Origin of the sequence: Candidatus Pantoea communis (assembly GCF_011752685.1) — a bacterium.
In the GTDB taxonomy this organism is placed as follows: Bacteria; Pseudomonadota; Gammaproteobacteria; order Enterobacterales; family Enterobacteriaceae; genus Pantoea; species Pantoea communis.
In genome coordinates, this window is the sequence record NZ_VWXC01000031.1 from 19930 (window position 1) to 45562 (window position 25633).

At 54.3% G+C, this 25633-nt stretch carries 23 protein-coding genes and 3 tRNA genes; 18 read left to right on the plus strand and 8 right to left on the minus strand.

The annotated features are described in order from the left end of the window. Nucleotide 1 precedes the first annotated feature (1 nt). Nucleotides 2-1456 carry an NAD-dependent succinate-semialdehyde dehydrogenase gene (locus tag F3J37_RS25950; protein WP_166936510.1) on the plus strand — a complete coding sequence of 485 codons (1455 nt, stop codon included), beginning with the start codon at nt 2-4 and terminating at the stop codon, nt 1454-1456. A gap of 31 nt (nt 1457-1487) precedes the next feature. Beyond that, nucleotides 1488-1757 (plus strand): barstar family protein, encoded by a 270-nt coding sequence (locus tag F3J37_RS25955; RefSeq protein WP_034831139.1) that lies wholly within the window; start codon nt 1488-1490, stop codon nt 1755-1757. Between the two features lie 59 nt (nt 1758-1816). Here F3J37_RS25955 and yhcN (F3J37_RS25960) read toward each other — a convergent pair whose 3' ends face one another. From yhcN (F3J37_RS25960) to argR, 4 genes are all read right to left on the minus strand, one after another. Next, nucleotides 1817-2083, minus strand: a complete 267-nt coding sequence (gene yhcN / locus F3J37_RS25960) for a peroxide/acid stress response protein YhcN (RefSeq protein ID WP_166936512.1) — start codon at nt 2081-2083, stop codon at nt 1817-1819. Between the two features lie 105 nt (nt 2084-2188). Further along, nucleotides 2189-2455 carry a YdgH/BhsA/McbA-like domain containing protein gene (locus tag F3J37_RS25965; RefSeq protein ID WP_166936514.1) on the minus strand — a complete coding sequence of 89 codons (267 nt, stop codon included), beginning with the start codon at nt 2453-2455 and terminating at the stop codon, nt 2189-2191. Nucleotides 2456-2545: 90 nt separating this feature from the next. Next, nucleotides 2546-2809: a peroxide/acid stress response protein YhcN gene (yhcN, locus tag F3J37_RS25970; RefSeq protein WP_034831133.1), complete on the minus strand. Its 264-nt coding sequence runs from the start codon at nt 2807-2809 to the stop codon at nt 2546-2548. A 490-nt stretch (nt 2810-3299) separates the two neighbouring features. After that, complete coding sequence (gene argR, locus F3J37_RS25975) at nt 3300-3770, minus strand: transcriptional regulator ArgR (protein WP_034831131.1); 471 nt, start codon at nt 3768-3770, stop codon at nt 3300-3302. A 420-nt stretch (nt 3771-4190) separates the two neighbouring features. Between argR and mdh the strand changes: the two genes are divergently transcribed. Next, nucleotides 4191-5126 carry a malate dehydrogenase gene (gene mdh, locus F3J37_RS25980; RefSeq protein WP_166936516.1) on the plus strand — a complete coding sequence of 312 codons (936 nt, stop codon included), beginning with the start codon at nt 4191-4193 and terminating at the stop codon, nt 5124-5126. 46 nt (nt 5127-5172) lie between these two features. Here the strand turns inward: mdh and mscM are convergent, their stop codons facing one another. The 3 genes from mscM to rsgA all read right to left on the minus strand — a co-directional run bounded on the left by mscM (nt 5173) and on the right by rsgA (nt 10559). After that, the gene (gene mscM, locus F3J37_RS25985) at nt 5173-8508 is read right to left on the minus strand and encodes a miniconductance mechanosensitive channel MscM (protein ID WP_034829388.1); all 3336 of its coding nucleotides are present in this window, start codon (nt 8506-8508) and stop codon (nt 5173-5175) included. Nucleotides 8509-8522: 14 nt separating this feature from the next. Further along, on the minus strand, nt 8523-9419 hold the full coding sequence (gene asd / locus F3J37_RS25990) for an archaetidylserine decarboxylase (protein ID WP_034829399.1): 897 nt from the start codon (nt 9417-9419) through the stop codon (nt 8523-8525). A 93-nt stretch (nt 9420-9512) separates the two neighbouring features. Continuing rightward, nucleotides 9513-10559, minus strand: a complete 1047-nt coding sequence (gene rsgA, locus F3J37_RS25995; RefSeq protein WP_034829385.1) for a small ribosomal subunit biogenesis GTPase RsgA — start codon at nt 10557-10559, stop codon at nt 9513-9515. 103 nt (nt 10560-10662) lie between these two features. Here rsgA and orn point away from each other — a divergent pair, with 103 nt between their 5' ends. The 4 genes from orn to F3J37_RS26015 all read left to right on the plus strand — a co-directional run bounded on the left by orn (nt 10663) and on the right by F3J37_RS26015 (nt 11663). Continuing rightward, the gene (gene orn / locus F3J37_RS26000) at nt 10663-11211 is read left to right on the plus strand and encodes an oligoribonuclease (RefSeq protein WP_034829381.1); all 549 of its coding nucleotides are present in this window, start codon (nt 10663-10665) and stop codon (nt 11209-11211) included. 170 nt (nt 11212-11381) lie between these two features. Next, a tRNA-Gly gene (locus F3J37_RS26005) sits at nt 11382-11457 on the plus strand. A gap of 24 nt (nt 11458-11481) precedes the next feature. After that, nucleotides 11482-11557, plus strand: a tRNA-Gly gene (locus tag F3J37_RS26010). A 30-nt stretch (nt 11558-11587) separates the two neighbouring features. Continuing rightward, nucleotides 11588-11663: transfer RNA gene (locus tag F3J37_RS26015), tRNA-Gly, on the plus strand. 435 nt (nt 11664-12098) lie between these two features. On the opposite strand, the gene queG is transcribed toward F3J37_RS26015, so the two are convergent. Next, the gene (gene queG, locus F3J37_RS26020) at nt 12099-13238 is read right to left on the minus strand and encodes a tRNA epoxyqueuosine(34) reductase QueG (protein ID WP_166936518.1); all 1140 of its coding nucleotides are present in this window, start codon (nt 13236-13238) and stop codon (nt 12099-12101) included. Here queG and nnr point away from each other — a divergent pair. The 11 genes from nnr to F3J37_RS26075 all read left to right on the plus strand — a co-directional run bounded on the left by nnr (nt 13237) and on the right by F3J37_RS26075 (nt 25608). Continuing rightward, complete coding sequence (nnr, locus tag F3J37_RS26025) at nt 13237-14754, plus strand: bifunctional ADP-dependent NAD(P)H-hydrate dehydratase/NAD(P)H-hydrate epimerase (RefSeq protein WP_166936520.1); 1518 nt, start codon at nt 13237-13239, stop codon at nt 14752-14754. The two genes, queG and nnr, sit on opposite strands and share 2 nt — an antisense overlap. A 3-nt stretch (nt 14755-14757) precedes the next feature. Further along, nucleotides 14758-15234 (plus strand): tRNA (adenosine(37)-N6)-threonylcarbamoyltransferase complex ATPase subunit type 1 TsaE, encoded by a 477-nt coding sequence (gene tsaE / locus F3J37_RS26030; RefSeq protein ID WP_034829377.1) that lies wholly within the window; start codon nt 14758-14760, stop codon nt 15232-15234. Nucleotides 15235-15242: 8 nt separating this feature from the next. Then, a complete protein-coding gene (amiB, locus tag F3J37_RS26035; protein WP_370662142.1) occupies nt 15243-16880 on the plus strand; it encodes an N-acetylmuramoyl-L-alanine amidase AmiB in 1638 nt (545 codons plus the stop codon). Nucleotides 16881-16922: 42 nt separating this feature from the next. Continuing rightward, nucleotides 16923-18791 (plus strand): DNA mismatch repair endonuclease MutL, encoded by a 1869-nt coding sequence (gene mutL, locus F3J37_RS26040; RefSeq protein WP_166936523.1) that lies wholly within the window; start codon nt 16923-16925, stop codon nt 18789-18791. Continuing rightward, the gene (miaA, locus tag F3J37_RS26045; protein ID WP_166936525.1) at nt 18784-19725 is read left to right on the plus strand and encodes a tRNA (adenosine(37)-N6)-dimethylallyltransferase MiaA; all 942 of its coding nucleotides are present in this window, start codon (nt 18784-18786) and stop codon (nt 19723-19725) included. Before mutL ends, miaA begins: the two co-directional genes overlap by 8 nt. A gap of 110 nt (nt 19726-19835) precedes the next feature. Next, the gene (hfq, locus tag F3J37_RS26050; RefSeq protein WP_034829366.1) at nt 19836-20153 is read left to right on the plus strand and encodes an RNA chaperone Hfq; all 318 of its coding nucleotides are present in this window, start codon (nt 19836-19838) and stop codon (nt 20151-20153) included. A gap of 80 nt (nt 20154-20233) precedes the next feature. Continuing rightward, entirely contained in the window at nt 20234-21514 is a 1281-nt protein-coding gene (hflX, locus tag F3J37_RS26055) for a ribosome rescue GTPase HflX (protein ID WP_160868577.1), read from the plus strand. Between the two features lie 113 nt (nt 21515-21627). Beyond that, nucleotides 21628-22866: an FtsH protease activity modulator HflK gene (gene hflK, locus F3J37_RS26060; protein ID WP_034829354.1), complete on the plus strand. Its 1239-nt coding sequence runs from the start codon at nt 21628-21630 to the stop codon at nt 22864-22866. 3 nt (nt 22867-22869) lie between these two features. Continuing rightward, nucleotides 22870-23874: a protease modulator HflC gene (hflC, locus tag F3J37_RS26065; RefSeq protein WP_034829352.1), complete on the plus strand. Its 1005-nt coding sequence runs from the start codon at nt 22870-22872 to the stop codon at nt 23872-23874. A gap of 58 nt (nt 23875-23932) precedes the next feature. Then, nucleotides 23933-24133, plus strand: coding sequence for a DUF2065 domain-containing protein (locus F3J37_RS26070; RefSeq protein ID WP_034829350.1), 201 nt, complete (start codon nt 23933-23935; stop codon nt 24131-24133). A gap of 176 nt (nt 24134-24309) precedes the next feature. Then, on the plus strand, nt 24310-25608 hold the full coding sequence (locus tag F3J37_RS26075; RefSeq protein WP_034829348.1) for an adenylosuccinate synthase: 1299 nt from the start codon (nt 24310-24312) through the stop codon (nt 25606-25608). Nucleotides 25609-25633 lie beyond the last annotated feature (25 nt).

Sequence of the window (25633 nt, forward strand, 5' to 3'; positions counted from 1 at the left end):
AATGTCCACCTCTCTACAACAACACGCGCTGTTCAAAACCGGCTATTTCGCTGCGGGCCAGTGGCACAACGCCAGTGCCACCTTTGACGTCACTAATCCGGCAACCGGCGAAGTGCTGGCAAAAGTCGCACGCGCGGGTAAGGCGGAAACCGAGCGGGCCATCGCTGCCGCTCAGCAGGCTTTCCCGGCATGGCGTGATAAAACTGCGAAACAGCGCGCGGAGATTCTTAATCGCTGGTATCAACTGATCATTGAGAACAAAAGCTGGCTCGGGCAACTGATGACCGCCGAGCAGGGCAAACCCCTGAAAGAAGCCGAAGGCGAAGTCGAGTACGCCGCCAGCTTTATTCAATGGTTTGCCGAGCAAGCTAAACGTGCCAACGGCGAAATCATCCCGCCGGCGAAACCCGGATCACGCATTTTGGCAACACGTGAACCGATTGGTGTGGTGGCGGCTATCACGCCGTGGAATTTCCCGATGGCGATGCTGACACGCAAGCTTGGCCCGGCGCTGGCAGCAGGCTGTACCGGCATCATCAAACCGGCGAACAATACGCCGCTGTGCGCGTTTGCGTTAGTCGCGCTGGCGCAGGAAGCGGGTGTGCCCGATGGCGTGTTAAATGCGGTGGCGGGCGATACCCATGCCATCAGCGACGCCATTATGTCGAGTCCGGCGGTGCGTAAAATCTCGTTCACCGGTTCAACCGCCGTGGGCAAAACGCTGATGCGCAATGCCGCGGACACCATGAAGAAAGTCTCGATGGAGCTGGGTGGCAATGCGCCTTATATCGTGTTTGAGGATGCGGATATTGATGCGGCGGTACAGGGCGCCATTGCTAACAAATTCCGCAATGCGGGCCAGGTCTGTGTCAGCGTTAACCGCTTTTATGTACACAACGCGGTCTACGATCGTTTCGTCAATCAACTGGCCGATGCCGTGGGCAAGCTGAAAGTGGGTAATGGCGTAGAGGAAGGCGTGATTGTCGGCCCGCTGATCGAGCGCTCGGCGCTGGATAAAGTGGAAGAGCACGTAAAGGATGCGCTGAGCAAAGGCGGTAAGTTGCTGATTGGCGGCGAGCGTCATCCGCTGGGGGGCAACTTCTGGCAGCCGACGGTGATTGCCGAGGCGCATGAGGGGATGAAGCTGGCCCAGGAAGAGACCTTTGGTCCGGTCGCCGCCTGCTTCCGCTTTGATGATGAAGCCGATGTCATTCAGCGCGCCAATAACACGGAATACGGATTAGCCGCCTATTTCTACACGCAAAATCTGCAACGGGTGTTCCGCGTCTCGGCGGCGCTGGAGGCCGGGATGATTGGCATTAATGAGTGTGCCGTATCCACTGAACTGGCACCGTTTGGCGGTGTAAAAGAGTCCGGTTTGGGACGTGAAGGATCGGTGTTGGGAATGGAAGAGTACCTGGAAGTGAAAGCGCTGCATATTGGTGGGCTTGCCTGACGGGCGGCCCTGCCTGCAAGAGGGAATCACGATGAGAACCGAGCGTTTTGATTTTGACGAAATCGTCGATCAAGCCCATTTCTATCGCCAGTTCAGCGATCGTTTTGCGCTGGCGGATCTGGCCATCAGCGATCTTGACGATCTCTGGGATGCGATACTTGGGGAGCAGTTGCCATTGCCGCTGGAAATTGAGTTTGTGAATCTGGGGACAGGGCAGAAACGCCGGTATGGCGCATTAATCCTGCTGTTTGATGAAGCAGAAGAGGAGCTGGAAGGCCAGCTCCGCTTTAATGTGAAGTGACAAGCCGAAAAAGGGCCCCGGCGAGCGGGGCCAAAGGGTTCGTCAGAATTGACGAGGAATTATTTATACAGCTCGGCGGTCACGTGATAGCTATCGCCGGTTTTCGCTTCAATCACTTTATAAGCACTGGCACCTTGTGCATCGGCTTTCTGAGAAAGCTCAGCACGGTAATCCATTGGCGAACCGCCGGTACCGCTGATGGTGATAGTGCTGCCGGTAGGTTGCAGATTTTGCGCCTGCTCATCCGTTACCAGTTGGGCTGCTGATGCACCAAAGGTAAACAAGGAAAGAAGGCTGGCGGCTGCGATGGTTGCTTTGATTTTCATGATTTTTCTCCTCGTTGTAATCAACAACCTGCGGCAAAAGGTGGGTGAGGCGGGTCGTCGATCAATTGTCTGGCGCCATTCAGGCGCCCGACGTTCGATTTAGTCTTATTTGTACAATTCAGCGGTCACGTGGAAGGTGTCGCCGCGATTGTTTTCAATGATGCGATAGTGGCTGGCACCTTGCGCATCAGCTTTCTGAGACAGCTCCTGACGGACGTTGGTCTGGTCGCCGTCAACACCGCTCACGCTGACAGTTTGATTCAGCGGTTGCAGCTGTGCAGCTTGTTCGTTAGAAACCAGGCTGGCGGCACTGGCACCGAAAGACAACACGGAAGCCAGACTTACGATGGCGATAGCTAATTTGGTTTTCATGATTCACTCTCCTGAAATGGGGTTTGGCAACCTGAGAGGCAAATGCGTCTCAAACGGGTCGCCGTTCACACTGCGTCTTGTTCAGTCAACTTATTTATAAAGCTCAGCGGTGGCGTGATAGCTGTCGCCGGTATTCGCTTCGATCACACGGTAGGCTTTAGCACCTTCCTGATCGGCTTTCGCATTCAGCTGCTCATGGATATCCATCGGAGAACCGCCCACGCCGCTCACACTGATGGTGCCGGCAGGTTGCAGATTCGCTGCCTGTTGGGCATTGATAGAATCTGCTGCAAAAGCACCAAATGACAGGGCAGATAGAACACTCAGGGTTGCGATAGTAGTTTTAACGTTCATGGTATTTTTCCTCGTCTTCTGTTTTTATCTTTTTCTTTCGTGTGATTTGCATCACGAAAACAAGTATAGATCTAATCACCCATGAAATTAATATCTGGCTAATAATGTTTGGTTGTTATTCTTTATCCTTATGGCACCTTTTTAGAACTGGAAGTTATTAAAACCGGTTGATTCTTAACCGTTGGCTGTGATTTATTCGTAAAAACAATGATCTGCATCAAATTATCTTTTCGTGCGAAAGATCATGGTCGATCACGCTGGCTGATACGCCATAAGAAGCTATAACCACTGAGCACAATATGTAAAGCAGTGTAAAATAGCGCGAATGGTCAAGAAGGGGAAAAGGTCGTACCAATATTTCGTCGGATGCAGAACCGGCAGCTATATCGATAACTTATTATTAAAAAAGGATTTTGTAACAAGCGTGGCGGGTAACGGATCGTCAGGAAGGATGTTACCGGCAGATGATCTGCCGGTTAAGACCAGGGTTTTATAGTTCCTGTTCGAATAAAACCAGCACGGCATCGTGCAGCTGTTTTACGGAGAAACTGCGCGCAGGGGTAATAAAGATGGTGTCATCCCCCGCGATAGTACCGAGAATGCCTTCCGCTTTACCAAGTGAATCCAGCAGGCGTGCAATCAGCTGCGCAGCACCCGGGCTGGTGTGAATCACCACTAAGGCATCGTTGTAATCGATATCCAGCACCAGATTCTTCAATGGGCTGGTGGTGGTCGGCACGCCAAGTTCGGCTGGCAAACAATAAACCATTTCCATTTTGGCATTACGGGTGCGCACGGCACCAAACTTTGTCAGCATACGAGAAACTTTTGACTGGTTGATGTTCTCGAAGCCGTCTTCCTGCAGCGCCTGTACGATTTCGCCCTGAGAGCTGAATTTTTCTTCTTTTAATAACGCTTTGAACGCTTTGATCAAGTCGTCTTGTTTTGATGGGTTTCGCATAAGCTACCAATAAAAGAGGGGTGCAGCAGGCAACAGGCCAGCAGCAGATAAATTATTATGCATTTAGATGAATTTTTATGCAATAAGCGTAGTGAGCGAATCGCGCTAATCAACTGCGGACAGGCATCATAGCAGAGTTTTGTGTTGCGCCAAAATCGCGGGCTGACGCGCAAAGCGAAGGTTGCAATGTTGTTATAGTATTGAAGTGGTAACAACTATATCGATGATCATTGCCGTCCATTGTCTTCTGGCTGCGATTGTATCATTCAGGCGACTTCTGAAGTGGAGATGTCTCGGGAGCCGATTGCGGCGTCATGTTATTGCGCGACAGGTTTGTCGCTATCGCCTGAGAAGTTGATTAAACTCGTAACCTGATGGATTTTCGGCATATCTCTGCCCCACCTTCATAAGGAGTTCAGGATGAAAGTTGCCGTTCTCGGTGCAGCCGGTGGTATTGGCCAGGCGCTCGCACTGCTGCTCAAAACTCAATTACCCGCAGGTTCCGCTCTCTCACTTTATGATATCGCCCCGGTCACGCCCGGGGTGGCGGTTGATCTCAGCCATATTCCTACCTCTGTGAAGGTGGAAGGGTTTAGTGGCGAAGACGCGACACCTGCGCTGCAGGGAGCCGATATTGTGCTGATTTCTGCGGGTGTGGCACGTAAACCCGGCATGGATCGCGCCGACCTGTTTAACGTTAACGCGGGCATTGTACGTAACCTGATCGAGCAGGTTGCCAGCACCGCGCCGAAAGCGCTGATTGGCGTGATCACTAATCCGGTTAACACCACGGTGGCCATTGCGGCTGAAGTGCTGAAGAAAGCCGGCGTGTATGACAAGAACCGTCTGTTTGGTGTCTCAACCCTCGACATTATCCGCGCCAACACCTTTGTTGCAGCGTTGAAAGGCAAGCAGCCCACCGAGATCGAGGTCCCGGTGGTGGGGGGGCACTCAGGCGTGACAATTTTGCCGCTGCTGTCGCAGGTTAAAGGCATCAGCTTCAGCGAACAGGAAGTGGCTGACCTCACTAAGCGTATTCAAAACGCCGGCACCGAAGTGGTGGAAGCGAAAGCCGGTGGTGGATCGGCGACCTTGTCCATGGGGCAGGCTGCTGCGCGCTTTGGTCTCTCACTGGTGCGTGCGCTGCAGGGCGAAGCAAACGTGGTCGAATGTGCTTATGTTGAAGGGGACGGTGAGTATGCGCGCTTCTTCTCACAACCGCTGCTGATCGGCAAGAACGGTATTGTGGAACGTCGCCCGTTGGGTCCTTTGAGTGCGTTTGAACAGCAGGCGCTCAGCGGCATGCTGGAGACGCTGAAGAAAGACATCGCGCAGGGCGTAGAGTTTGTGAAGTAACGCTCAGCAGAAAAAACAGCGCCCGGAGATTGCCGGGCGTTGTCATTTATAAGCCGCCAGATTTAAAGGTCTGGCTGGACGGTGAGCCATTGCTGGCCGGTGTTTTACGTCCCAGCGTTTCCATACGCACCTGGAATGGTGGGAACGGCATCTCAATACCGTGCTCTTCAAAGCCGCGCAGAATCAACTGATGCAACTCATGACGCAGCGGCATGCGGTGGCCCATCTCAGCTGCGTGCACACGCAATTCAAACAGCTGAATGCCTTGCTGTAAATCTACCAGGAACACATCCGGTGCGGGCATATCCAGCACGTAGGTACAGCGCTCGGCCGCCTGCTTGAGAATGTTGGTGACTTCATCACTGTTGACGTGTGCCGGAGCCGGGATGGTCAGCACCACACGCGTGACAGAATCCGACAACGACCAGTTAACGAACTGCTCAGTGATAAAGGCCTTGTTAGGCACGATGATCTCTTTACGGTCCCAGTCGGTAATCGTGGTGGCGCGGGTATTGATGCGGGTAATGCTGCCGGTCAGATCGCGAATGGTGACGGTATCGCCGATACGAATTGGCTTTTCGAACAAGATAATCAGACCAGAAATAAAGTTGGCAAAGATCTCCTGCATACCAAAGCCCAACCCCAGACCTAACGCCGCCACCAGCCACTGCAGTTTTGCCCACTCAACGCCAATGATCGAGAAGCCGACTAATCCGCCAATCAGCATCAGCACGTATTTGGTCAGGGTAGTGATGGCATAACCGGTGCCAGGTGACAGGCTAATGTGTTGCAGCAACGCCAGTTCCAGCAGGGCAGGCATATTACGCACCAGCTGAGTGGTGATAATGAACACCAGAATGGCAATCAGCACCGCGCCCAGCGTAATCGGCTGCACGCTCTCCACGCCCTGCACTGTGGTGCTGGCATCCCACAGTGGGATGTTGTCGAGGAAACTAAAGGCCGAGTGAATTTCTGACCACAGTACAATCACCGATACCAGCGCAATCAACGTAAGAATAGAGCGCACCAGACGCAACGACTGCGCACTGATCTCATCCAGATCCAGGCTCGGTTCATCGATCTCAATCGTATCGGCGTTGGCGGGAGTCTGTTGCTCTTTCTCTTCTTCACTGCGCGCGCGGTTCGCCAGCATATCGGCACGGCGTTGGCGGGCGCGATCAAAGGCGATGCGACGGCGTTGGATCAGCATCCAGCGGCGGATAATGTGGTAAATCACCAACAGGAAGAACCAAATGCCTACCGAGGTTTCCAGGCGCGCCAGCAGCGCCTGCGCGGTCGCCAGATAGCCGATGCAGGAAGCCAACGCCGCTACCAGCGGGATGGCAATCATCAGGTTCCACAGAATACGGTTAACGAAGTTGTCGCCGTTGCCCTCTTTATCCAGATACAGCGGAATGCCTGCACGTTTGAGGCTGACGGTGACAATACTTAACGCACCGCAAATCAAAATGAAGCACAGGCGACCGAGCGTGCCGGAGAACTGTGGATCGTCGAGATTGGCAAAGGCAATCAGCAGCATGATCAGCGGCACAATCAGGCCAACCGTCAGCGAGTAGTAACGCATGGCACGCGCGACTCGCGCCTGCGGCCAGCGGAAGTGCACCACAAATAGCCCATCATGACGCGCAAAAGCAGCGCTGATCATAAAGGCCCACAGCAGCGGCAGCGTGGCAGTGATGCCATCTCCAATCGCAACGGCAAACGGATAAGGCCAGGCGTGCTGCAAACCAAAGCCCAGCGCTGCCCACAATACCGGCAGCGGCACGGCGACCAGAATTGACCAGAACACAGTGCGCAACGTCAGGCTAAAGCGGTCCTGGGTCACTTTGCCCACTTTGCTGGCGGAACGCGCCATAAAAGCATTGTAATGACGGCGCGAGCTGATGCTAAAGCCCACTAACAGCACTGCGCAGATGATTGGCATCACGGTTTCTTTGCTGGTAAACATCATCGCCAGCGCTTTACCGAGTTGCCCTAAGGTATCCAGCGACAGCAGGCGGGTTAAGTCACGCGCCACGTCAATCGGATACTTCAGGTCGATGGCGCTGACATCCGCCGTCCAGAACAGATAACGGTGGGTGGCTTCCTTCACTTCTCCCAGGGCGTCCTGCAACTGCGTGTTCGACACCTTCAGCTTGGTGATTTCCAGAATCAGTGTATCGCAGCCGGAGATCAGTGAGTTGAGCAGCTCGCGCTGGGTTTTCAACTGGGCATCAAGAATACGGGTTTGCTCACTGGTGAACGGCGTGCCGTCATCCTGCTTCTCTTTGCGCAGATCCTTTTGCCGCTCCAGCAAATCTTCATAATGCAGCCGTTGCACACGCAGTTGGCCCATCTCACTGTCTATCTGCTGCGACTTCGGCATATCCGGCAATCGGGCGACTTGCGCACGTAAGGCTTCACCCAGCAGATTCGAGGCGCCCAGCCATTGTGATTGTTCGCGCAGCGTGCTGAGCGCCTGGCGTACCTGTAGCGTTTGGTTGGTGGCCAAACGTTGCTGCGAAGCGACCAAATCCATACGTTGGGCTTGCGCATTCAGGTCGGCTGATAGCTCACGGTTGACGCGGAATTGATCGCTGATCGAAGCCGGTAAATCGCCACTGTTTTCCGCCAGCTGTTCGGTGCGTTCGAGCGCCAGTTCCGCTTCTCGCTGACGCTGATTATTCAGCTGATTGCGCAACGATTGCAGATAGTTATCCAGCTGCGTCACTTTACGCTGATGCACTTCCGCCCGCATACGCGCCAGCTCCTGGCGATTATTGGCGGAGAGCTGTGCCAGTTCTAACTCATCGACACGGGCTTTATTGGCAGCATTTTCGGCCAGGCGGGCATAAATCTGCGCCTGAGCCAGCGGCGTGGCGGCCGCTGAGAAACCCTGAGCGCGGCGATCGCTTTCGGTCATCGCCCGGCGAGCATCGGTTTGCTGCTGCGGTAACTGGGAAAGTGAATCGCTAATCTCACGTGCGCGATCCTGCTCCTGTTGCGCCTGACGCCCTTCTTCCAGTAACTGGCTGCTGATTTGCAGGATTTCCTGATCCAGCTCGGCGCTGCTCATGTTATTGCGCACCGTTTTACTGCTGTCGGTCAGTGTGGCGATCTGCTGACGCAGTTCACGTGCCAGCCGCGGAAAATCATCAATCACCTGCTGATACTGTTTAGCGCGCTCCAGCGATTCATCGCGCTCAGTGAGGAAATTGATGGCTGCTTCAATGGCCTGAACTTGCTCAGCTTGAGCAGGAGAGGCTTTGGCGGATTTGGCCGCATCCAGTTCCTGCTTCAACTGACTCGCGGGGGGAACGGTGGCTGCCAATACAGAACTGCTGAGCACCAGGCTCAGCAGTAGGGAGAGAAGAACGCGCACGGGAGAGGTTCCGGTTATTCAGCGAGCGGGGCGCTGTCGCCGGGCTGCGGCAGGGCAATCGCCAGCGGTTGGCCAAGACGGGTTTTACTCTCGGCTTCGAGACTTTCCGCCAGCTTCACGCGGCCCGGTGCGAACAGGTTAATTACCGTCGAACCGAGTTTGAAACGCCCCATTTCCTGACCTTTCAACAACACAACGGCGCCGTCGTGATCCGCTGAAGGATAACGCCAGCGTTTAATCACCCCTTCACGTGGTGGCGTAATGGTGCCCGCCCACACGGTTTCGATGCTGCCGACAATGGTTGCCCCTACCAGGATCTGCACCATCGGGCCATGATCGGTATCGAAGACGCAGATCACACGCTCATTGCGTGCAAACAGATTCGGGATGTTACGTGCTGTCAGCGGGTTGACGGAGTAAAGATCGCCCGGCACATAAATCATTTCGCGCAGAATACCGTTACAGGGCATGTGCACACGGTGATAATCGCGCGGTGCGAGATAGGTGGTGATGAACTCACCATCGACGAACTTTTCTGCCAGATCGTCGTTACCGGCCAGCAAGGCCTGCAACGAATAATAATGGCCTTTCGCCTGGAAGATCTGATCGCCTTCAATGCGGCCTAACTGGCTCACCGCGCCATCAGCTGGCAGCGCCAGCAGGGTCGCATCGGGATCAATCGGGCGCGCACCCTCTTTTAGCGGACGCACGAAGAAGTCATTGAAGGTGCGATAGCTACCAGTATGGGGTTTGCTGGCTTCGGCCATATCCACTTTGTAGTACCAGACAAACATGTCGATGACCGCTTTGGTCAGCCAGCCACCGCGACGACTGGCGCCCCAGCCGGCAAGTTCGGTCAGCCCTTTTTTAGGCAGAATATGATTCAGGCCGAGTTTAAAACGATCAAACACCATTGCCTCCTGGCTTAATTACGCTTGGTTTACACAAAAGGGGGCGGATTGTAGCAGCGCCCCGGTCAGTTGGCGAATGTGCCGTTGTACCCGTTAATCTTCGCTGGCGGAAAAGTTTTTACGCGTTTTTACCTGCGCCATACTCTCCAGAATCCGGTGGTAGTTATCGAAGCGCGAGATGTTAATCGTCCCTTCTTCAACTGCTTCGCGAATGGCACAGCCGGGATCGGTATCATGCTTGCAGTCGCGGAAACGGCAACCGCCGATAAACTCACGGAATTCGACAAATCCACGGGTGATTTGTTCCGGCTCCAGATGCCATAAACCGAATTCACGTACGCCTGGAGAATCGATCACGTCGCCGCCGTGCGGGAAGTGATACAGGCGTGAGGCGGTGGTGGTGTGTTGGCCCAGACCGGAGTTATCAGACACATCGTTGGTCAGAATCTCATCGCCCGCCAATTCCAGTCCCAGCAAATTGTTTAGCAAACTAGATTTACCCACACCAGATTGACCGGCAAAAATGCTCACGCGATCGGTTAAGGCCTGTTCCAGCTCCGCCAGGCCATCTTTGGCACGGCTGGATACCATCAACACGCGATAGCCAATTTTGCGATAGATATCCATCTGCTCATCCACAAACGCGCGGGCTTCCGCGTCGAGCAGATCGGTTTTGTTCAGGACCAGCAGTGGCTCAACGCCCAGGGTTTCACTGGCCACCAGATAACGATCGATGATATTGAGCGACAGCTCCGGCAGGATCGCCGACACAATGATGATCTGATCGATGTTCGCCGCGATCGGTTTGACGCCATCATAGAAATCCGGACGCGTCAGTACCGTTTTACGTTCGTGAACTGCTTCTACGATGCCTTTGCCGCCGCCAATCGCCGCACGCCACAGCACACGGTCACCGGTGACCAGTGAGCGAATGGTGCGACGGATATTGCAGCGATGCACTTCGCCCACGCCATCTTCCACATCTGCGTGCATGCCGAAACGGCTGATCACCACGCCTTCGCTCGCTTCTCCAAACAGGTTGTCATCCGGTTCCGGCTTTTCATTCCGTTGCTGCAGACGACGCTGATGGTTAGCGCTTACGCGACGTTGTTGACCCTTCGACAGTTTATTTTTGCTCACGCATCCTCTCACGGCTTTCGCCAGGCTTCGCCCCGCTGGGCAAAACGTCTATGATACACCTGAAACGAGTGTAATGACGACTTTGGCAACAGGCGGGAAACGCATGACAGCTGGAAATGAAAATAATCTGATTTGGATCGACCTGGAAATGACCGGATTGGATCCGGAGCAGGATCGCATTATTGAGATCGCCACGATCGTCACCGATGCCAACCTGAATATCCTGGCAGAAGGCCCGGTGTTTGCGGTGCATCAGTCTGATGAGCAATTGGCATTGATGGATGAGTGGAATGTGCGTACGCACACCAACAGTGGTCTGGTAGAACGTGTGAAAGCCAGCCAATACGACGACCGTGCTGCAGAGCTGGCGACCATCGAATTTCTCAAGCAGTGGGTTCCGGCTAACACTTCTCCGATTTGCGGCAATAGCATCGGCCAGGATCGCCGCTTCCTGTTCAAATACATGCCGGAGCTGGAAGCCTACTTCCACTACCGTTATCTGGATGTCAGCACGCTGAAAGAACTGGCGCGTCGCTGGAAACCCGATATCCTGCCGGGCTTCAAAAAAGCGGGCAGTCACCAGGCGCTGGATGATATCCGCGAGTCCGTTGCCGAGTTGGCCTACTACCGCGAACACTTCTTGCAGCTTTAATCGCCTAAGGGTGCGCAGGAAATCATCAGGTTGCTGATTAAATCAGCAAACGCACTGAAAGCGTAAAATTTTGCTTTTAGACTCTTGCGACTGAAAGGATTTCTCGTATAATGCGCACCCCGTACCGGTGAAGAATTTATTACGGTGCGCAGCAGTAACGCGAAAGTTTTGCGGGAATAGCTCAGTTGGTAGAGCACGACCTTGCCAAGGTCGGGGTCGCGAGTTCGAGTCTCGTTTCCCGCTCCAAACTTCGTTAGCAGTAACCTCTTTGCGGGAATAGCTCAGTTGGTAGAGCACGACCTTGCCAAGGTCGGGGTCGCGAGTTCGAGTCTCGTTTCCCGCTCCAAAATCTGTTTTAGTTAGTAGTAACCTCTTTGCGGGAATAGCTCAGTTGGTAGAGCACGACCTTGCCAAGGTCGGGGTCGCGAGTTCGAGTCTCGTTTCCCGCTCCAGATTTTCATATTCACTAATGTTATTTGCTCTCGGGCGTAATCAGACTTAAAACTGCTGCAGTCTTTATCGATCTTATGCGGCCTGGTTTTCTTTCTGGAAATTTTACGTACCGCATTAGCACCAACGATGCCTGTAGTCTGTTGCAGTTATCTTACAGGTTATCCACAATGCGCCTGCAACGTGCTGACGGCGTTTTACCCTATCTGCAAAACTGTTTTAAACAGAGTTATCCACAAGCTCTGGACAAGCCCCTGCGCGCAATATTCTACTTAAATATTTACAGTAATCATTTAAATCGTTGATTATTAATGAATTAAAGGTATTTCAGTCTGTGAATAGTCTTGGTAGACGATATAATGATCCTCGTCACTATTCGGCTTTATAATTTTATTCACAGCGTGTGGAAAAGGATTTTATCCTGCGCGATTGCTCAATCACGCATCACGGGCCAGGCCTTTCTCGACGGCGCGCACTAAGCGCTGTTTCTTCGCGGGCTGAACATCCACGCTCTGTGCCGCACGCCTCTGTAATTGCTGCGTGATGGCCCAGTCAATATGCTCATCCAGCATGGCGTTTTCACCGCTACGCATTTGCAACGCCGCCAGATTTTCTTCTGCCCAGGGCGCATTGCCCAATGCCACTGCGATATTCCTCAGCCAGCGTAAGTGGCCGATGCGGCGAATCGCAGAACCTTCAGTGACTCGCAAGAATTTCGCTTCATCCCACTTGAAGAGATCCACCAACGGCGGCGCGTGCAGCACCGCGCGCGGCGAGAAATCATCTTCATCGGTCAACTGACCATAACGATTCCACGGACAGATAAGCTGGCAATCGTCACATCCATAGATGCGATTACCAATCAGCGGACGGAATTCTTCCGGTATCGCGCCTTCCAGCTCGATGGTGAGATAAGAAATACAGCGCCGCGCGTCAACCACATAAGGCTCAACGATGGCGGAAGTCGGGCAAATAGTGATGCAGGCGACGCAGCGACCGCACTGTTCTTCCTGAGGCTGATCGACGGGCAACGGCAAATCAATCAGCAACTCGCCGAGAAAGAACCAGGAACCGGCTTCGCGATTGAGAATGAGCGAGTGTTTACCGGTCCAGCCCAGGCCTGCTTTGGCGGCAATCGGGCGTTCAAGGATGGGGGCGGAATCAACAAACGGGCGGAAATTGAGTTCACCACAATGTGCCTGGATCAACTCTCCAAGCTTTTTCAGGCGATTGCGCAATACTTTGTGATAATCGCGGCCCAGCGCATAACGGCTGACATAGCCTAGCTGAGGATTTTTTAAGGTGCTGGCAAACGCCGCTTTGGCCGGAAGGTAGTTCATGCGCACGCTGATCACGCGCAGTGTGCCGGGCAGGAGTTCATGCGGACGCGCACGCATCATGCCGTGGCGCGCCATCCAGTCCATCTCTCCGTGATATTGCTTCTCCAGCCAATCCTGTAATTTGGGCTCTTCAGCGCTAAGATCGGTATCGCAAATACCAACCTGCTGAAAGCCGAGTTCGCGCCCCCACTGTTTAATTTGGTGGGCAAGCTGTTGAAGATCGAGAGGGTATGACATGAGAAACCAGGCAATTGAAGCAAACCCGCGCAGTTTACCACACTCTGTCTGGCCTGCGCAGGCGATAGGGCAACTGGAGCGCGATGCGGCGGATAGCCTGGGTTTAACCTTGTACGAATTAATGCTGCGCGCCGGGCAGGCGAGCTATGAGCGAGTTCGGGCACAGTGGCCGCAGGCGCAGCACTGGCTGATTCTGTGCGGACAGGGTAATAACGGGGGCGATGGCTATGTGGTGGCGCGGCTGGCACAGGCGGCAGGATTGCGCGTCACATTGCTGGCGTGCAGCGGTAATAAACCCTTGCCGGAAGAAGCGCAACAGGCGCAAGAAGCCTGGCTGGCGGCGGGCGGGGTGATACATGCCCCGGATGCGTCATGGCCGCAAAACATTGATGTGATCATCGATGCATTGCTCGGCACCGGCATCAATCGTGCGCCAGCCGCGCCTTACGCTGAATTGATTGATCTGGCCAATGCACATGCCGCGCCCATCTTCGCGATAGATATTCCATCGGGATTGAATGCTGCCACTGGCACCACGCCTGGCAATGCCATCAACGCGGATGTCACCCTGAGTATGATTGTGCTGAAACCGGGATTGTTGACTGGTAAAGCTCGCGATCACGTGGGTCGGTTACATTGTGATGCGCTAGGGATGAACACCTTCCTCGCAGGCGAGACGGATCCCATTCAACGCTACGATGCGGCTGATCTGGTGCACTGGCTGAAACCAAGAAAAGCCACTTCGCACAAAGGTGACCATGGACGTTTAGTGGTAGTGGGAGGGGATACTGGCACCGCCGGGGCGATTCGAATGACGGCGGAAGCGGCGCTGCGCAGTGGTGCTGGGCTTGTGCGCGTGCTCACGCATGAAGATAATATCGGCCCGATTCTGACCGCGCGGCCGGAGCTCATGGTCGATGTGCTACGTGAAGAAACGCTGGAACAGGCCCAGCAATGGGCAGACGTGATCGCTATCGGGCCCGGACTGGGACAACGTGAGTGGGCTCAGAAGGCACTGAAAAAAGTCGCGGCCAGTGAAAAGCCGATGCTTTGGGACGCTGATGCGCTTAACCTGCTGGCAATCAAGCCGGATTACCGTCAGAATCGCATCATTACTCCGCATCCTGGCGAGGCCGCACGGCTGTTAGGCGTGAAGACCAGTGAGGTCGAGCGCGACCGCTTACAGGCGGCGCAAACGCTCGCTAAACGCTACGGCGGTGTGGTGGTGCTGAAAGGCGCAGGCACGATCGTGGCCAGCGCGGCAGGTGACATCGCGATTGCGGATGTAGGCAATGCGGGGATGGCATCCGGCGGCATGGGCGATGTCCTGAGCGGTATCATTGCGGCCATGCTGGGCCAGAAACTGACTTTACTTGAGGCAGCCTGCGCGGGCTGTGTCGCACACGGTGCAGCGGCAGATGCGGTTGCCCGGCAGCGCGGTACGCGCGGCATGTTAGCCACTGATTTGTTCGAACTGCTGTGGCAGTTTGTTAATCCAGAGATGATCCAACAATAAAGCATGAAAACCTGTGTTATCCCTTTGCCCGATGAGGCGGCAACCCTAAATCTGGGTGCGCAACTTGCCCGCGTTTGCAGCAGCGCGTTGGTGATCTATCTTTATGGCGATCTCGGCGCCGGTAAAACCACGTTTAGCCGCGGCTTTTTGCAGGCGCTTGGTCATCAGGGTAACGTCAAAAGCCCAACCTATACGCTGGTGGAGCCCTACGAACTCGGCTCACGCACGCTGTATCACTTCGATCTTTATCGCCTGGCCGATCCTGAAGAGCTGGAGTTTATGGGTATCCGCGATTACTTCAGCGGGGATGCATTGTGCCTGGTCGAATGGCCGCAGCAGGGCGCTGGCGTATTACCCGAGCCCGATCTGGCATTGACGCTGCGCTACGTGGACGCGGCGCGAGAAGCGGAGATCAGCGCGGTTTCTGCAGTGGGTGAAACGTTGCTGGCCCAGTTCCAGCAAGGCAGGGAGTCGGCATGACCGCATGGATGAAAGGGATTCTGCTGGCTGCGCTCTGTATCGTTTCTGCTTCGGCGTTATCTGCCACCTTGTCAGATATCAAAGTCGAAAACGGCGACAGTCAGGCAACCGTCACGCTGAGTTTTAATGGTCAACCCGTGTATGGTTTCTTCCCGCTGCATAACCCCAATCGTGTGGTGCTGGATATTCGGCAAAGTGGCGCGATTAAGGGCTTGCCGCTGAACTTTAGCGGCGAAAACATCGTACAACGCATTCGTAATAGCCAGCCGAAAGATAAACAGAGTATTCGTTTGGTGTTCGAACTGACCCAGGCGGCACACACGCGTGCCAGCACCCAACGTGACGGCAATCAGTATCGCGTGGTGTTTACTATTCGCGGTACGCAACCGGCAAAACGCAGCACTGCTGCCGCACCGGTGACCACCGCTCGCCAGAGCGAGAGTGCGGCGAATCCATTTAATGCCAATCCGGTGACCACCGTCACCAACAGCAACACCACGGTACGTCCGGGTGGCGCCGTTTCACGCAATGACACGGTGATTGTGGCGATTGACGCCGGCCACGGTGGTCAGGATCCCGGCGCATCGGGCCAGCATGGCCTGCACGAGAAGAACGTCACCATTGCCATTGCGCGCAAACTGAAAGCGCTGATGGATCAGGACCCGATGTTTAAGCCCGTGCTGACGCGAAACGGCGATTACTTTATCTCGGTGATGGGTCGTTCCGAGGTGGCGCGAAAAGAGAATGCCAATTTACTGGTATCGATTCACGCCGACGCCGCGCCCAACCATTCGGCGACCGGCGCATCCGTTTGGGTGTTATCAAACCGCCGCGCCAATAACGAAATGGCGAACTGGCTGGAACAGAAAGAGAAGCAGTCCGAATTGCTGGGCGGTGCCGGTGATTTACTGGCAAACAGCCAGGCTGATCCTTACTTAAGCCAGGCGGTACTGGATCTGCAATTCGGGCATTCACAGCGCGTTGGCTATGATGTCGCGGTGAAAGTGCTGCAGCAACTGCGCGGCGTGACGCCGTTGCACAAACGTTTACCGGAGCATGCCAGCTTAGGCGTGTTGCGTTCCCCGGATATCCCTTCTTTACTGGTTGAGACTGGCTTTATCAGTAACGCGGCGGAGGAGCGGCTGCTTGGCAGCAGCGCGTATCAGGAGAAAATTGCTCAGTCGATCTATAAAGGACTGCGTAACTATTTCCTCGCGCATCCGCTGCAATCCATCCCAAAGGAGGAAAACCGGCCGCTGGACAGCGCACCAGCGGTTAGCGTTGCCAGCAACCCGGCAACCGGAACCGTGCAATACACTGGCGCGACGCAGCGCCATACGGTGACGCGCGGTGAGACGTTGTCAGGTATTGCCGCCAAATACGGTGTCAGCATGGCAACTCTGCGTGACCTCAATAGCCTGAAACGCGATGTGGTGTGGGTCGGGCAACGTTTGAAAGTCCCGGCAAAATCGGGCGTGAGCGTGACCGCTGCGAGTCGTCCTACCCGACACAAAGTGGTACGCGGTGATTCACTCACTGGGATCGCCGCTCTTTATGGTGTCAGCCCCAAAGCCATCATGCAGGCGAATAATATGAAGTCGAGCAACGTGATGCTGGGGCAAAACTTAAAGATTCCACAATCCTGATTGCTGGCGCTGCGGCGCCAGTCTGCTTAAAGGATCACCACCATGCCAATACAGATTTTACCGCCGCAGCTGGCGAACCAGATTGCCGCCGGCGAAGTGGTTGAGCGCCCGGCATCGGTCGTAAAAGAGCTGGTGGAAAACAGTCTTGATGCCGGCGCGACGCGCATTGACGTTGATATCGAAAAAGGCGGCGCGAAGTTGATTCGCATCCGCGATAACGGTTGTGGCATCGCCAAAGCCGAACTGGCCATGGCATTGGCTCGCCATGCCACCAGTAAAATTGCTTCGCTGGATGATCTTGAGGCGATTATGAGCCTCGGTTTTCGCGGCGAAGCCCTCGCCAGTATCAGTTCGGTTTCACGCCTCACGCTAACCTCTCGCACCGCGGATCAACACGAAGCCTGGCAAGCCTATGCGGAAGGACGTGATATGGATGTCACGGTGAAACCTGCAGCACATCCTGTCGGGACGTCGCTGGAAGTGCTCGATCTGTTTTACAACACCCCGGCGCGGCGCAAGTTCATGCGCACTGAGAAGACCGAATTTACCCATATTGATGAAGTGATTCGCCGTATCGCGCTGGCGCGCTTTGACGTGGCAATTTCGCTGACCCACAACGGCAAGATGATTCGCCAGTATCGCGCGGTGGATCAGGAAGCGCAGCGTGAACGCCGTCTTGGCGCTATCTGTGGCACCCCCTTTATGCAACATGCTCTGCGCATTGACTGGCAGCATGACGATTTGGCGTTGCGTGGATGGGTGGCCGATCCCGCCGGGTCACGTCAGGTGACGGATCTGCAATATTGTTACGTCAATGGCCGCATGATGCGTGACAAGCTGATCAACCATGCGATTCGGCAGGCGTATCAGACGCAGTTGGGGGAAGATCAACAGCCCGCTTATGTGCTGTATCTGGAGATCGATCCCCATCAGGTAGATGTCAACGTTCATCCCGCCAAGCACGAAGTCCGTTTTCACCAGTCACGGCTGGTGCATGATTTCATCTGGCAGGGCGTCATGAGTGCGTTGCAGGCGAGCCGTGCCGCAGAGTTGCCCATCGCGCATGCGGAAGAGCCCGCGCCAAAGTGGCAGCCAGAGAATCGACAGGCCGCGGGCGTGAATCACTTTGCGCAACCCGCGAGCCCATCACGCAATAGCACCAGCTCCAGCAGCGGCGGTGCGGCAGCGGGAACGCACACGGGTTGGCAGAATAAAGAGCCGGTGTATCGAGCACGTGAAGGTGCCGCCTACCAGCAATTAATGAAAACGCCTGTGGCCGAACCCCCTCGCGCCGCCGCGCCGCAACCGGCTCCCGTGCGCCAGCCTGAAGCACGTGAAGCGCCGTTGGCTGCACATGCGCAAAGTTTTGGTCGTGTGCTGAGCGTGATGCATGAGCAATATGCGCTGCTGGAACGGGGTCATCAATTACAGTTGTTGTCACTGAATGTGGCCTCACGCTGGCTGAAACAGGCCCAGTTACAACCGGGAGAAGAGGGCTTGAAACCTCAACCTTTACTGATCCCGGTCCGGCTGAAAATTGCCAAAGAAGAGTTGAATGTGATCGATGTTCAGGGCGCGTTATTGAGGCTGATGGGCATTGATTTACAACGAGAAGGTCAGCACGTCACCTTACGCGCCGTCCCTTTACCGTTACGCACACAAAATTTACAAATCTTGATTCCAGAACTGTTAGGCTACTTGGCCCGGCAGCAAGAGGTTTCTGCATCTGCGTTGGCCCAATGGCTGGCACGTCGTGATGATGCAGAACACGCTCACTGGAATCACTCGCAGGCGATTGCACTGCTGGCAGAGCTGGAAAGGCTATGCCCGCATCTGCTCAAGTCGCCGCCTTCAGGTCTGTTACAGACCATTGAGATTGAGAGCGCGATTAACGCGTTGAAGCATGAGTGAACTAAACCAGGCTAGCCGGCCAAAGGCAATTTTTTTGATGGGGCCTACCGCCTCCGGTAAGACGGCATTAGCGATTTCGCTGCGTCAGCAACTTCCGGTGGAACTTATCAGCGTTGACTCTGCCTTAATCTATCGCGGGATGGATATTGGCACGGCGAAACCGTCGGCAGAAGAGTTAGCACTGGCGCCCCATCGTTTGCTGGACATTCGCGATCCGGCGGAAGCGTATTCCGCCGCTGAGTTTCGTCGCGATGCGCTGGCAGAAATGGCGGAGATTACCCAAAAGGGTAAGATTCCGTTGCTTGTTGGTGGAACCATGCTCTACTTCAAGGCGTTGCTTGAAGGATTGTCGCCGTTGCCCTCGGCCGATCCCGAGGTGCGTCAGCGGATAGAGCAAATGGCGGCGGAGAAAGGGTGGGAAGCCCTGCACCGCCAGCTGTGTGAAATCGATCCGGTCGCCGGTAGTCGTATTCATCCGAATGATCCGCAGAGACTTTCGCGAGCACTGGAAGTTTTTTTTATTTCGGGTAAAACTTTAACGGAACTGACAAAAACGTCCGGCGAAGCGTTACCCTACGACGTGTACCAGTTTGCTATCGCTCCGGCGAGTCGTGAACTGATACATCAACGCATTGCGTTGCGTTACGACCAGATGCTAGCGTCAGGATTTGAAGCGGAGGCTCGTGAACTGTTTGCACGAGGTGATTTGCATACGGATATGCCTTCCATTCGTTGTGTAGGTTATCGCCAGATGTGGTCTTATCTCTCTGGTGAAATCGATTACGACGAAATGGTTTATCGGGGAATTTGCGCCACCCGGCAGCTCGCTAAACGCCAGATGACTTGGTTACGTGGCTGGCCAAACGTCCATTGGTTAGACAGTGACGAGCCAGAATTAGCCCGTAATGCGGTGCTTCAGGTAGTTAGTGCGTAGCAGGGATGATTGTGTACAATTGGTCCGTTATCGTGCGCAAATTTTTACGCAGTTTTTCTGAACCACGGTTCTTAAAGTAACAAACAACAAGCATATAAGGAAAAGATAGAATGGCTAAGGGGCAATCATTACAAGACCCGTTTTTGAACGCATTGCGTCGTGAACGTGTACCGGTTTCGATCTATTTGGTGAATGGTATTAAGCTGCAAGGACAAATTGAATCCTTTGATCAGTTCGTCATTCTGTTGAAAAACACGGTTAGCCAGATGGTGTACAAGCACGCCATCTCTACAGTGGTTCCTTCTCGTCCGGTTTCGCACCATAGCAACAACCCGGGCGGTAGCGGTGGCAGCAGCAATTACCACCATAGCGGAAGCAACCAGGGCGCTCAGTCGCAGCCACAACAAGACGGCGATAACGCAGAATAATTTTGCGCTGCCGTAAAGCCAGGGCTGGGGAGCGAAAGCGTTTTCCCGTCCTGGTTATTTTATTTTAGCGAGGTTATAGCTTGTTTGACCGTTATGATGCCGGTGAGCAGGCCGTACTGGTACACATCTGGTTCTCCCAAGACAAAGAGCTGGAAGATTTGCAGGAGTTCGAAACTCTTGTCTCTTCTGCGGGCGTCGAAGCGCTGCATGTGATTACTGGCAGCCGTAAAGCGCCACATCCCAAATATTTTGTCGGTGAAGGAAAGGCAGTTGAAATTGCCGATGCGGTGAAAGCGAGTGGAGCATCGGTCGTATTATTCGATCATGCCTTATCGCCTGCCCAGGAACGTAATCTCGAGCGAGTGTGTGAATGTCGCGTTGTCGACCGCACTGGCTTAATTCTCGATATTTTTGCTCAGCGCGCCCGTACCCATGAGGGTAAATTACAGGTCGAGCTGGCGCAGTTACGCCACATGGCAACCCGTTTGGTGCGTGGATGGACGCACCTTGAGCGCCAAAAAGGCGGTATTGGTTTGCGTGGTCCCGGTGAAACGCAGCTGGAAACGGACCGCCGCTTACTGCGTAATCGCATTAGTCTCATCCTTTCTCGCCTTGAGCGTGTGGAGAAGCAGCGCGAACAGGGCCGACAAGCACGCGCCAAAGCCGATGTGCCGACCGTTTCGCTGGTGGGATACACCAACGCCGGCAAATCTACCCTGTTCAATGCGGTGACGTCAGCCAATGTATATGCGGCCGATCAGCTGTTTGCGACCCTCGATCCGACACTGCGTCGCCTGAATGTGGCAGACGTGGGTGAGGTGGTTTTAGCGGATACCGTTGGGTTTATTCGCCACTTACCGCATGACTTAGTGGCGGCCTTTAAAGCCACACTGCAGGAAACACGGCAGGCGACGCTCTTGCTGCACGTGATTGACGCTGCCGATTTGCGCGTCAACGACAACATCGACGCCGTTAATGAAGTATTGGCAGAAATCGAATCGGATGAAATTCCCACGCTGTTGATTATGAATAAAATCGACATGCTGGACGGTTTTGTGCCGCGTATTGATCGTGATGAAGAGAATAAGCCGACACGCGTCTGGCTTTCTGCTCAGAGCGGTGAAGGTCTACCCTTACTTTGGCAGGCGCTGTCTGAACGCTTAGCCGGTGAAATTGCGCAGTATGATTTACGTCTGCCGCCAGAAGCGGGCCGTTTGCGCAGCCGCTTCTACCAACTGCAGGCGATTGAGAAAGAATGGAATGAAGATGATGGTTCTGTAGGTATGCATGTGAGAATGCCAATCGTTGACTGGCGTCGTTTGTGCAAACAGGAACCGTCATTAGCCAGTTATATTGTTTGATATTGCCCTAACGCCTTTACCTAACTTGTTGAAAATTGCTGCAATTATTTCTCTGGGCCGCAATTCGAAAGAGGAAGGGTAAAAAACGTAAATACAATAAATGGAGTAGAAACATGGCGTGGAATCAGCCCGGAAATAACGGACAGGACCGCGACCCGTGGGGAAGCAGCAATAATCAAGGCGGCAACTCTGGGGGAAATAAGGGAGGGCGCGATCAGGGGCCTCCTGATCTGGATGATATCTTCCGTAAGCTGAGTAAAAAACTCGGCGGACTGGGCGGTGGCAAACAGAGTGACAACAATGGCCAGCGCGGCGGCGGTAGCGGTGGCAAACTGGTTGGCATCGTTGCCGTAGCCGCAGTGGTCATCTGGGCTGCCAGCGGTTTCTACACCATCAAAGAAGCAGAACGTGGCGTTGTGACCCGTTTTGGTAAGTTCAGCCATCTGGTTGAGCCGGGCCTGAACTGGAAACCGACCTTTATCGATCAGGTGCGTGCCGTTAACGTTGAAGCCGTGCGTGAACTGGCCGCCTCTGGCGTGATGCTGACGTCGGACGAAAACGTGGTGCGCGTTGAAATGAACGTGCAATACCGCGTGACCAATCCTGAGCAATATTTGTATGCGGTCACCAGCGCTGACGACAGTCTGCGTCAGGCCACCGACAGCGCGCTGCGCGGTGTGATTGGTCGTTCTACCATGGACCGTATCCTCACCGAAGGCCGTACCGTGGTGCGTAGCGAAACCCAACGCGAGCTGGATGAAACCATCCGCCCTTACAACATGGGTATCACCCTGCTTGACGTCAACTTCCAGGCGGCACGTCCACCGGAAGAAGTGAAGGCCTCGTTTGACGATGCCATCGCCGCACGTGAAAACCGCGAGCAGTACGTGCGTGAAGCAGAAGCCTATTCAAATGAAGTGCAGCCGCGTGCGAACGGTCAGGCGCAACGTATTCTGGAAGAAGCCCGCGCTTACAAAGAGCGTACGGTGTTAGAAGCGCAGGGTGAAGTGGCACGCTTTGCTTTACTGCTGCCGGAATACAAAGCCGCACCGCAAATCACCAAAGAGCGTCTGTATATCGAAAGCATGGAACGCGTGCTGAGCCATACGCGTAAAGTCCTGGTTAATGACCGTGGTAACAGCCTGATGGTGCTGCCGCTGGATCAACTGATGCGTGGTGGTCAGATTTCTGGCAGCCAGGCAGGCCAGAAAAACACTAATTTGATGAAGCTGCCTTCGTCTGGCAGCAGTGCCAGCAATGATGACTCTTCGTCTTATAGTCCGAGCAGCATCATGGACCAGCGTCGCGCCAATGCGTTACGCAACGATACCCAGCGCGCAGGGAGGGAGTAATCGATGCGTAAGCCAATTATTGCCGTAATTATTGTCGTCCTGGTGGCGCTGTACGCATCGCTGTTTGTGGTGCAAGAAGGTGAGCGCGGTATCGTGCTGCGCTTCGGTAAAGTTCTGCGCGATAGCGAGAACAAGCCGCAGGTTTATGAGCCGGGTCTGCATTTCAAGATCCCATTCATTGAAACTGTGAAGTCGCTGGATGCACGTATCCAGACCATGGACAACCAGGCCGATCGCTTTGTTACCAAAGAGAAGAAAGACCTTATCGTTGATTCCTACATCAAGTGGCGTATCAGTGATTTTAGCCGCTACTACCTGGCAACTGGCGGTGGTGATGTTTCTCAGGCTGAAGTGTTGCTGAAACGTAAGTTTAGTGACCGTCTGCGCTCTGAGATGGGTCGCCTGGATGTGAAAGACATCGTGACGGATTCACGTGGTCGTTTGACCACCGACGTGCGTGATGCGTTGAACACCGGTACCGCAGGCAGTGATGACGAAGTGCAGACGCCAGCCGCAGATGATGCGATTGCCAGCGCGGCAGCCCGCGTAGAGCGTGAAACCAACAGCAGCGAGCCAGCACCGAATCCGAACAGTATGGCTGCACTGGGTATTCAGGTGGTTGACGTACGCATCAAGCAGATCAACCTGCCAGCGGAGGTGTCTGATGCTATCTACAACCGTATGCGCGCTGAGCGTGAAGCGGTTGCCCGTAGCCAGCGTTCACAAGGTCAGGAAGAGGCAGAAAAACTGCGTGCCCAGGCGGATTACCAGGTCACTCGTACTTTGGCTGAAGCCCAGCGTCAGGCATTGATCTCACGTGGTGAAGGTGATGCGCAGGCAGCAAAATTGTTTGCTGATGCTTTCGGTCAGGATCCTGATTTCTATGCCTTTATCCGCAGCCTGCGTGCTTACGAGAACAGCTTCTCTGATAACCAGGATGTGATGGTGTTGAGCCCGGATAGCGATTTCTTCCGCTTTATGAAGGCACCGACTAACACCGCGCGTTAAGAACTGATATAACCTTGAGGCCGACAATGTTGTCGGCCTTTTTTTTGGGAAAAATAGAATGAACACAACCATCTGGATGGCGCTGGCATTAGTTCTGGTGCTGGAAGGGCTGGGTCCGATGTTTCTGCCGCGTATCTGGCGCCGCATGATTCTGTCTATGGCGCAGTTGCCCGATCGCATCCTGCATCGTTTTGGTGGTGGATTAGTGGTAGCGGGCGTGGTGATTTATTACATGCTGAGCGTGCATGCGAGCGCTTAGCGTTAAATTTGAGCGATAACGCACGGCTAAATTGTGTCTTGCAGTCGATGTTTCCCCCAACATGTTGTATTGATCAAAACGCGGGCAAAAAACCGCGCAATCGTATGCTAAAAGTGCTGAAAGTGAGCAAAACCGATGGTAGAATCCATTTTTAAGCAATCGGTGATTTTGAAAAAATGGGTAAGAACGTCGTCGTACTGGGCACCCAATGGGGTGACGAAGGTAAAGGTAAGATCGTAGACCTTCTGACTGAACGCGCGAATTTCGTTGTGCGTTACCAGGGTGGCCACAATGCAGGCCATACACTTGTCATCAACGGTGAAAAAACCGTCCTCCACTTAATTCCATCTGGCATCCTGCGTGATAACGTGACCAGCATCATTGGTAATGGTGTTGTATTGTCGCCTGAAGCGCTGATGAAAGAGATGAAAGGTCTGGAAGAGCGCGGTGTGCCGGTACGTGAACGTCTGCTGATCTCTGAAGCATGTCCACTGATTCTGCAATATCACGTCGCGATGGACGTGGCGCGCGAAAAAGCGCGTGGCGCCAAAGCGATTGGTACCACCGGTCGTGGTATCGGTCCAGCTTACGAAGATAAAGTTGCACGTCGCGGTCTTCGCGTGAGCGACCTCTTCAACAAAGAAACCTTCGCCGTTAAGCTGAAAGAAATCGTCGATTTCTACAACTTCCAACTGGTTAACTACTACAAAACTGATGCGGTTGACTACGAAAAAGTGCTGAGCGATACGTTGGCTGTGGCTGACATTCTGACCAGCATGGTGGTTGACGTTTCTGACCTGTTGGACGGTGCGCGCAAGCGTGGCGATCTGATCATGTTCGAAGGCGCACAGGGTACGCTGCTGGATATCGACCACGGTACTTATCCGTATGTGACCTCGTCTAACACCACCGCAGGTGGCGTGGCGACGGGCTCCGGTATTGGCCCACGTTATGTTGATTACGTGCTGGGTATCGTTAAAGCTTACTCAACGCGTGTTGGTGCGGGTCCATTCCCTACCGAACTGTTTGACGAAACTGGCGAGTTCCTGTGTGCACAGGGCCACGAATTTGGCGCGACCACCGGTCGTCGTCGTCGTACCGGCTGGCTGGATGCGGTTGCCGTTCGTCGCGCAGTACAGATCAACTCCCTGTCAGGTTTCTGCATGACCAAACTGGACGTGCTGGATGGCCTGAAAGAAGTGAAAATCTGTGTGGCTTATCGCATGCCGGATGGCCGCGAGATGACCACCACGCCACTGGCTGCGGAAGGTTGGGAAGGTATTGAGCCAATCTACGAAACCATGCCTGGCTGGAGCGAAACCACCTTTGGTGTGAAAACGCTGGAAGGTCTGCCACAGGCCGCGCGTGACTACATCAAGCGTGTAGAAGAAGTGACCGGTGTGCCGATTGATATTATTTCAACTGGCCCGGACCGTAGTGAGACCATGATTCTGCGCGACCCGTTCGACGCATAATCTGACATGGCCGGACACTGTCCGG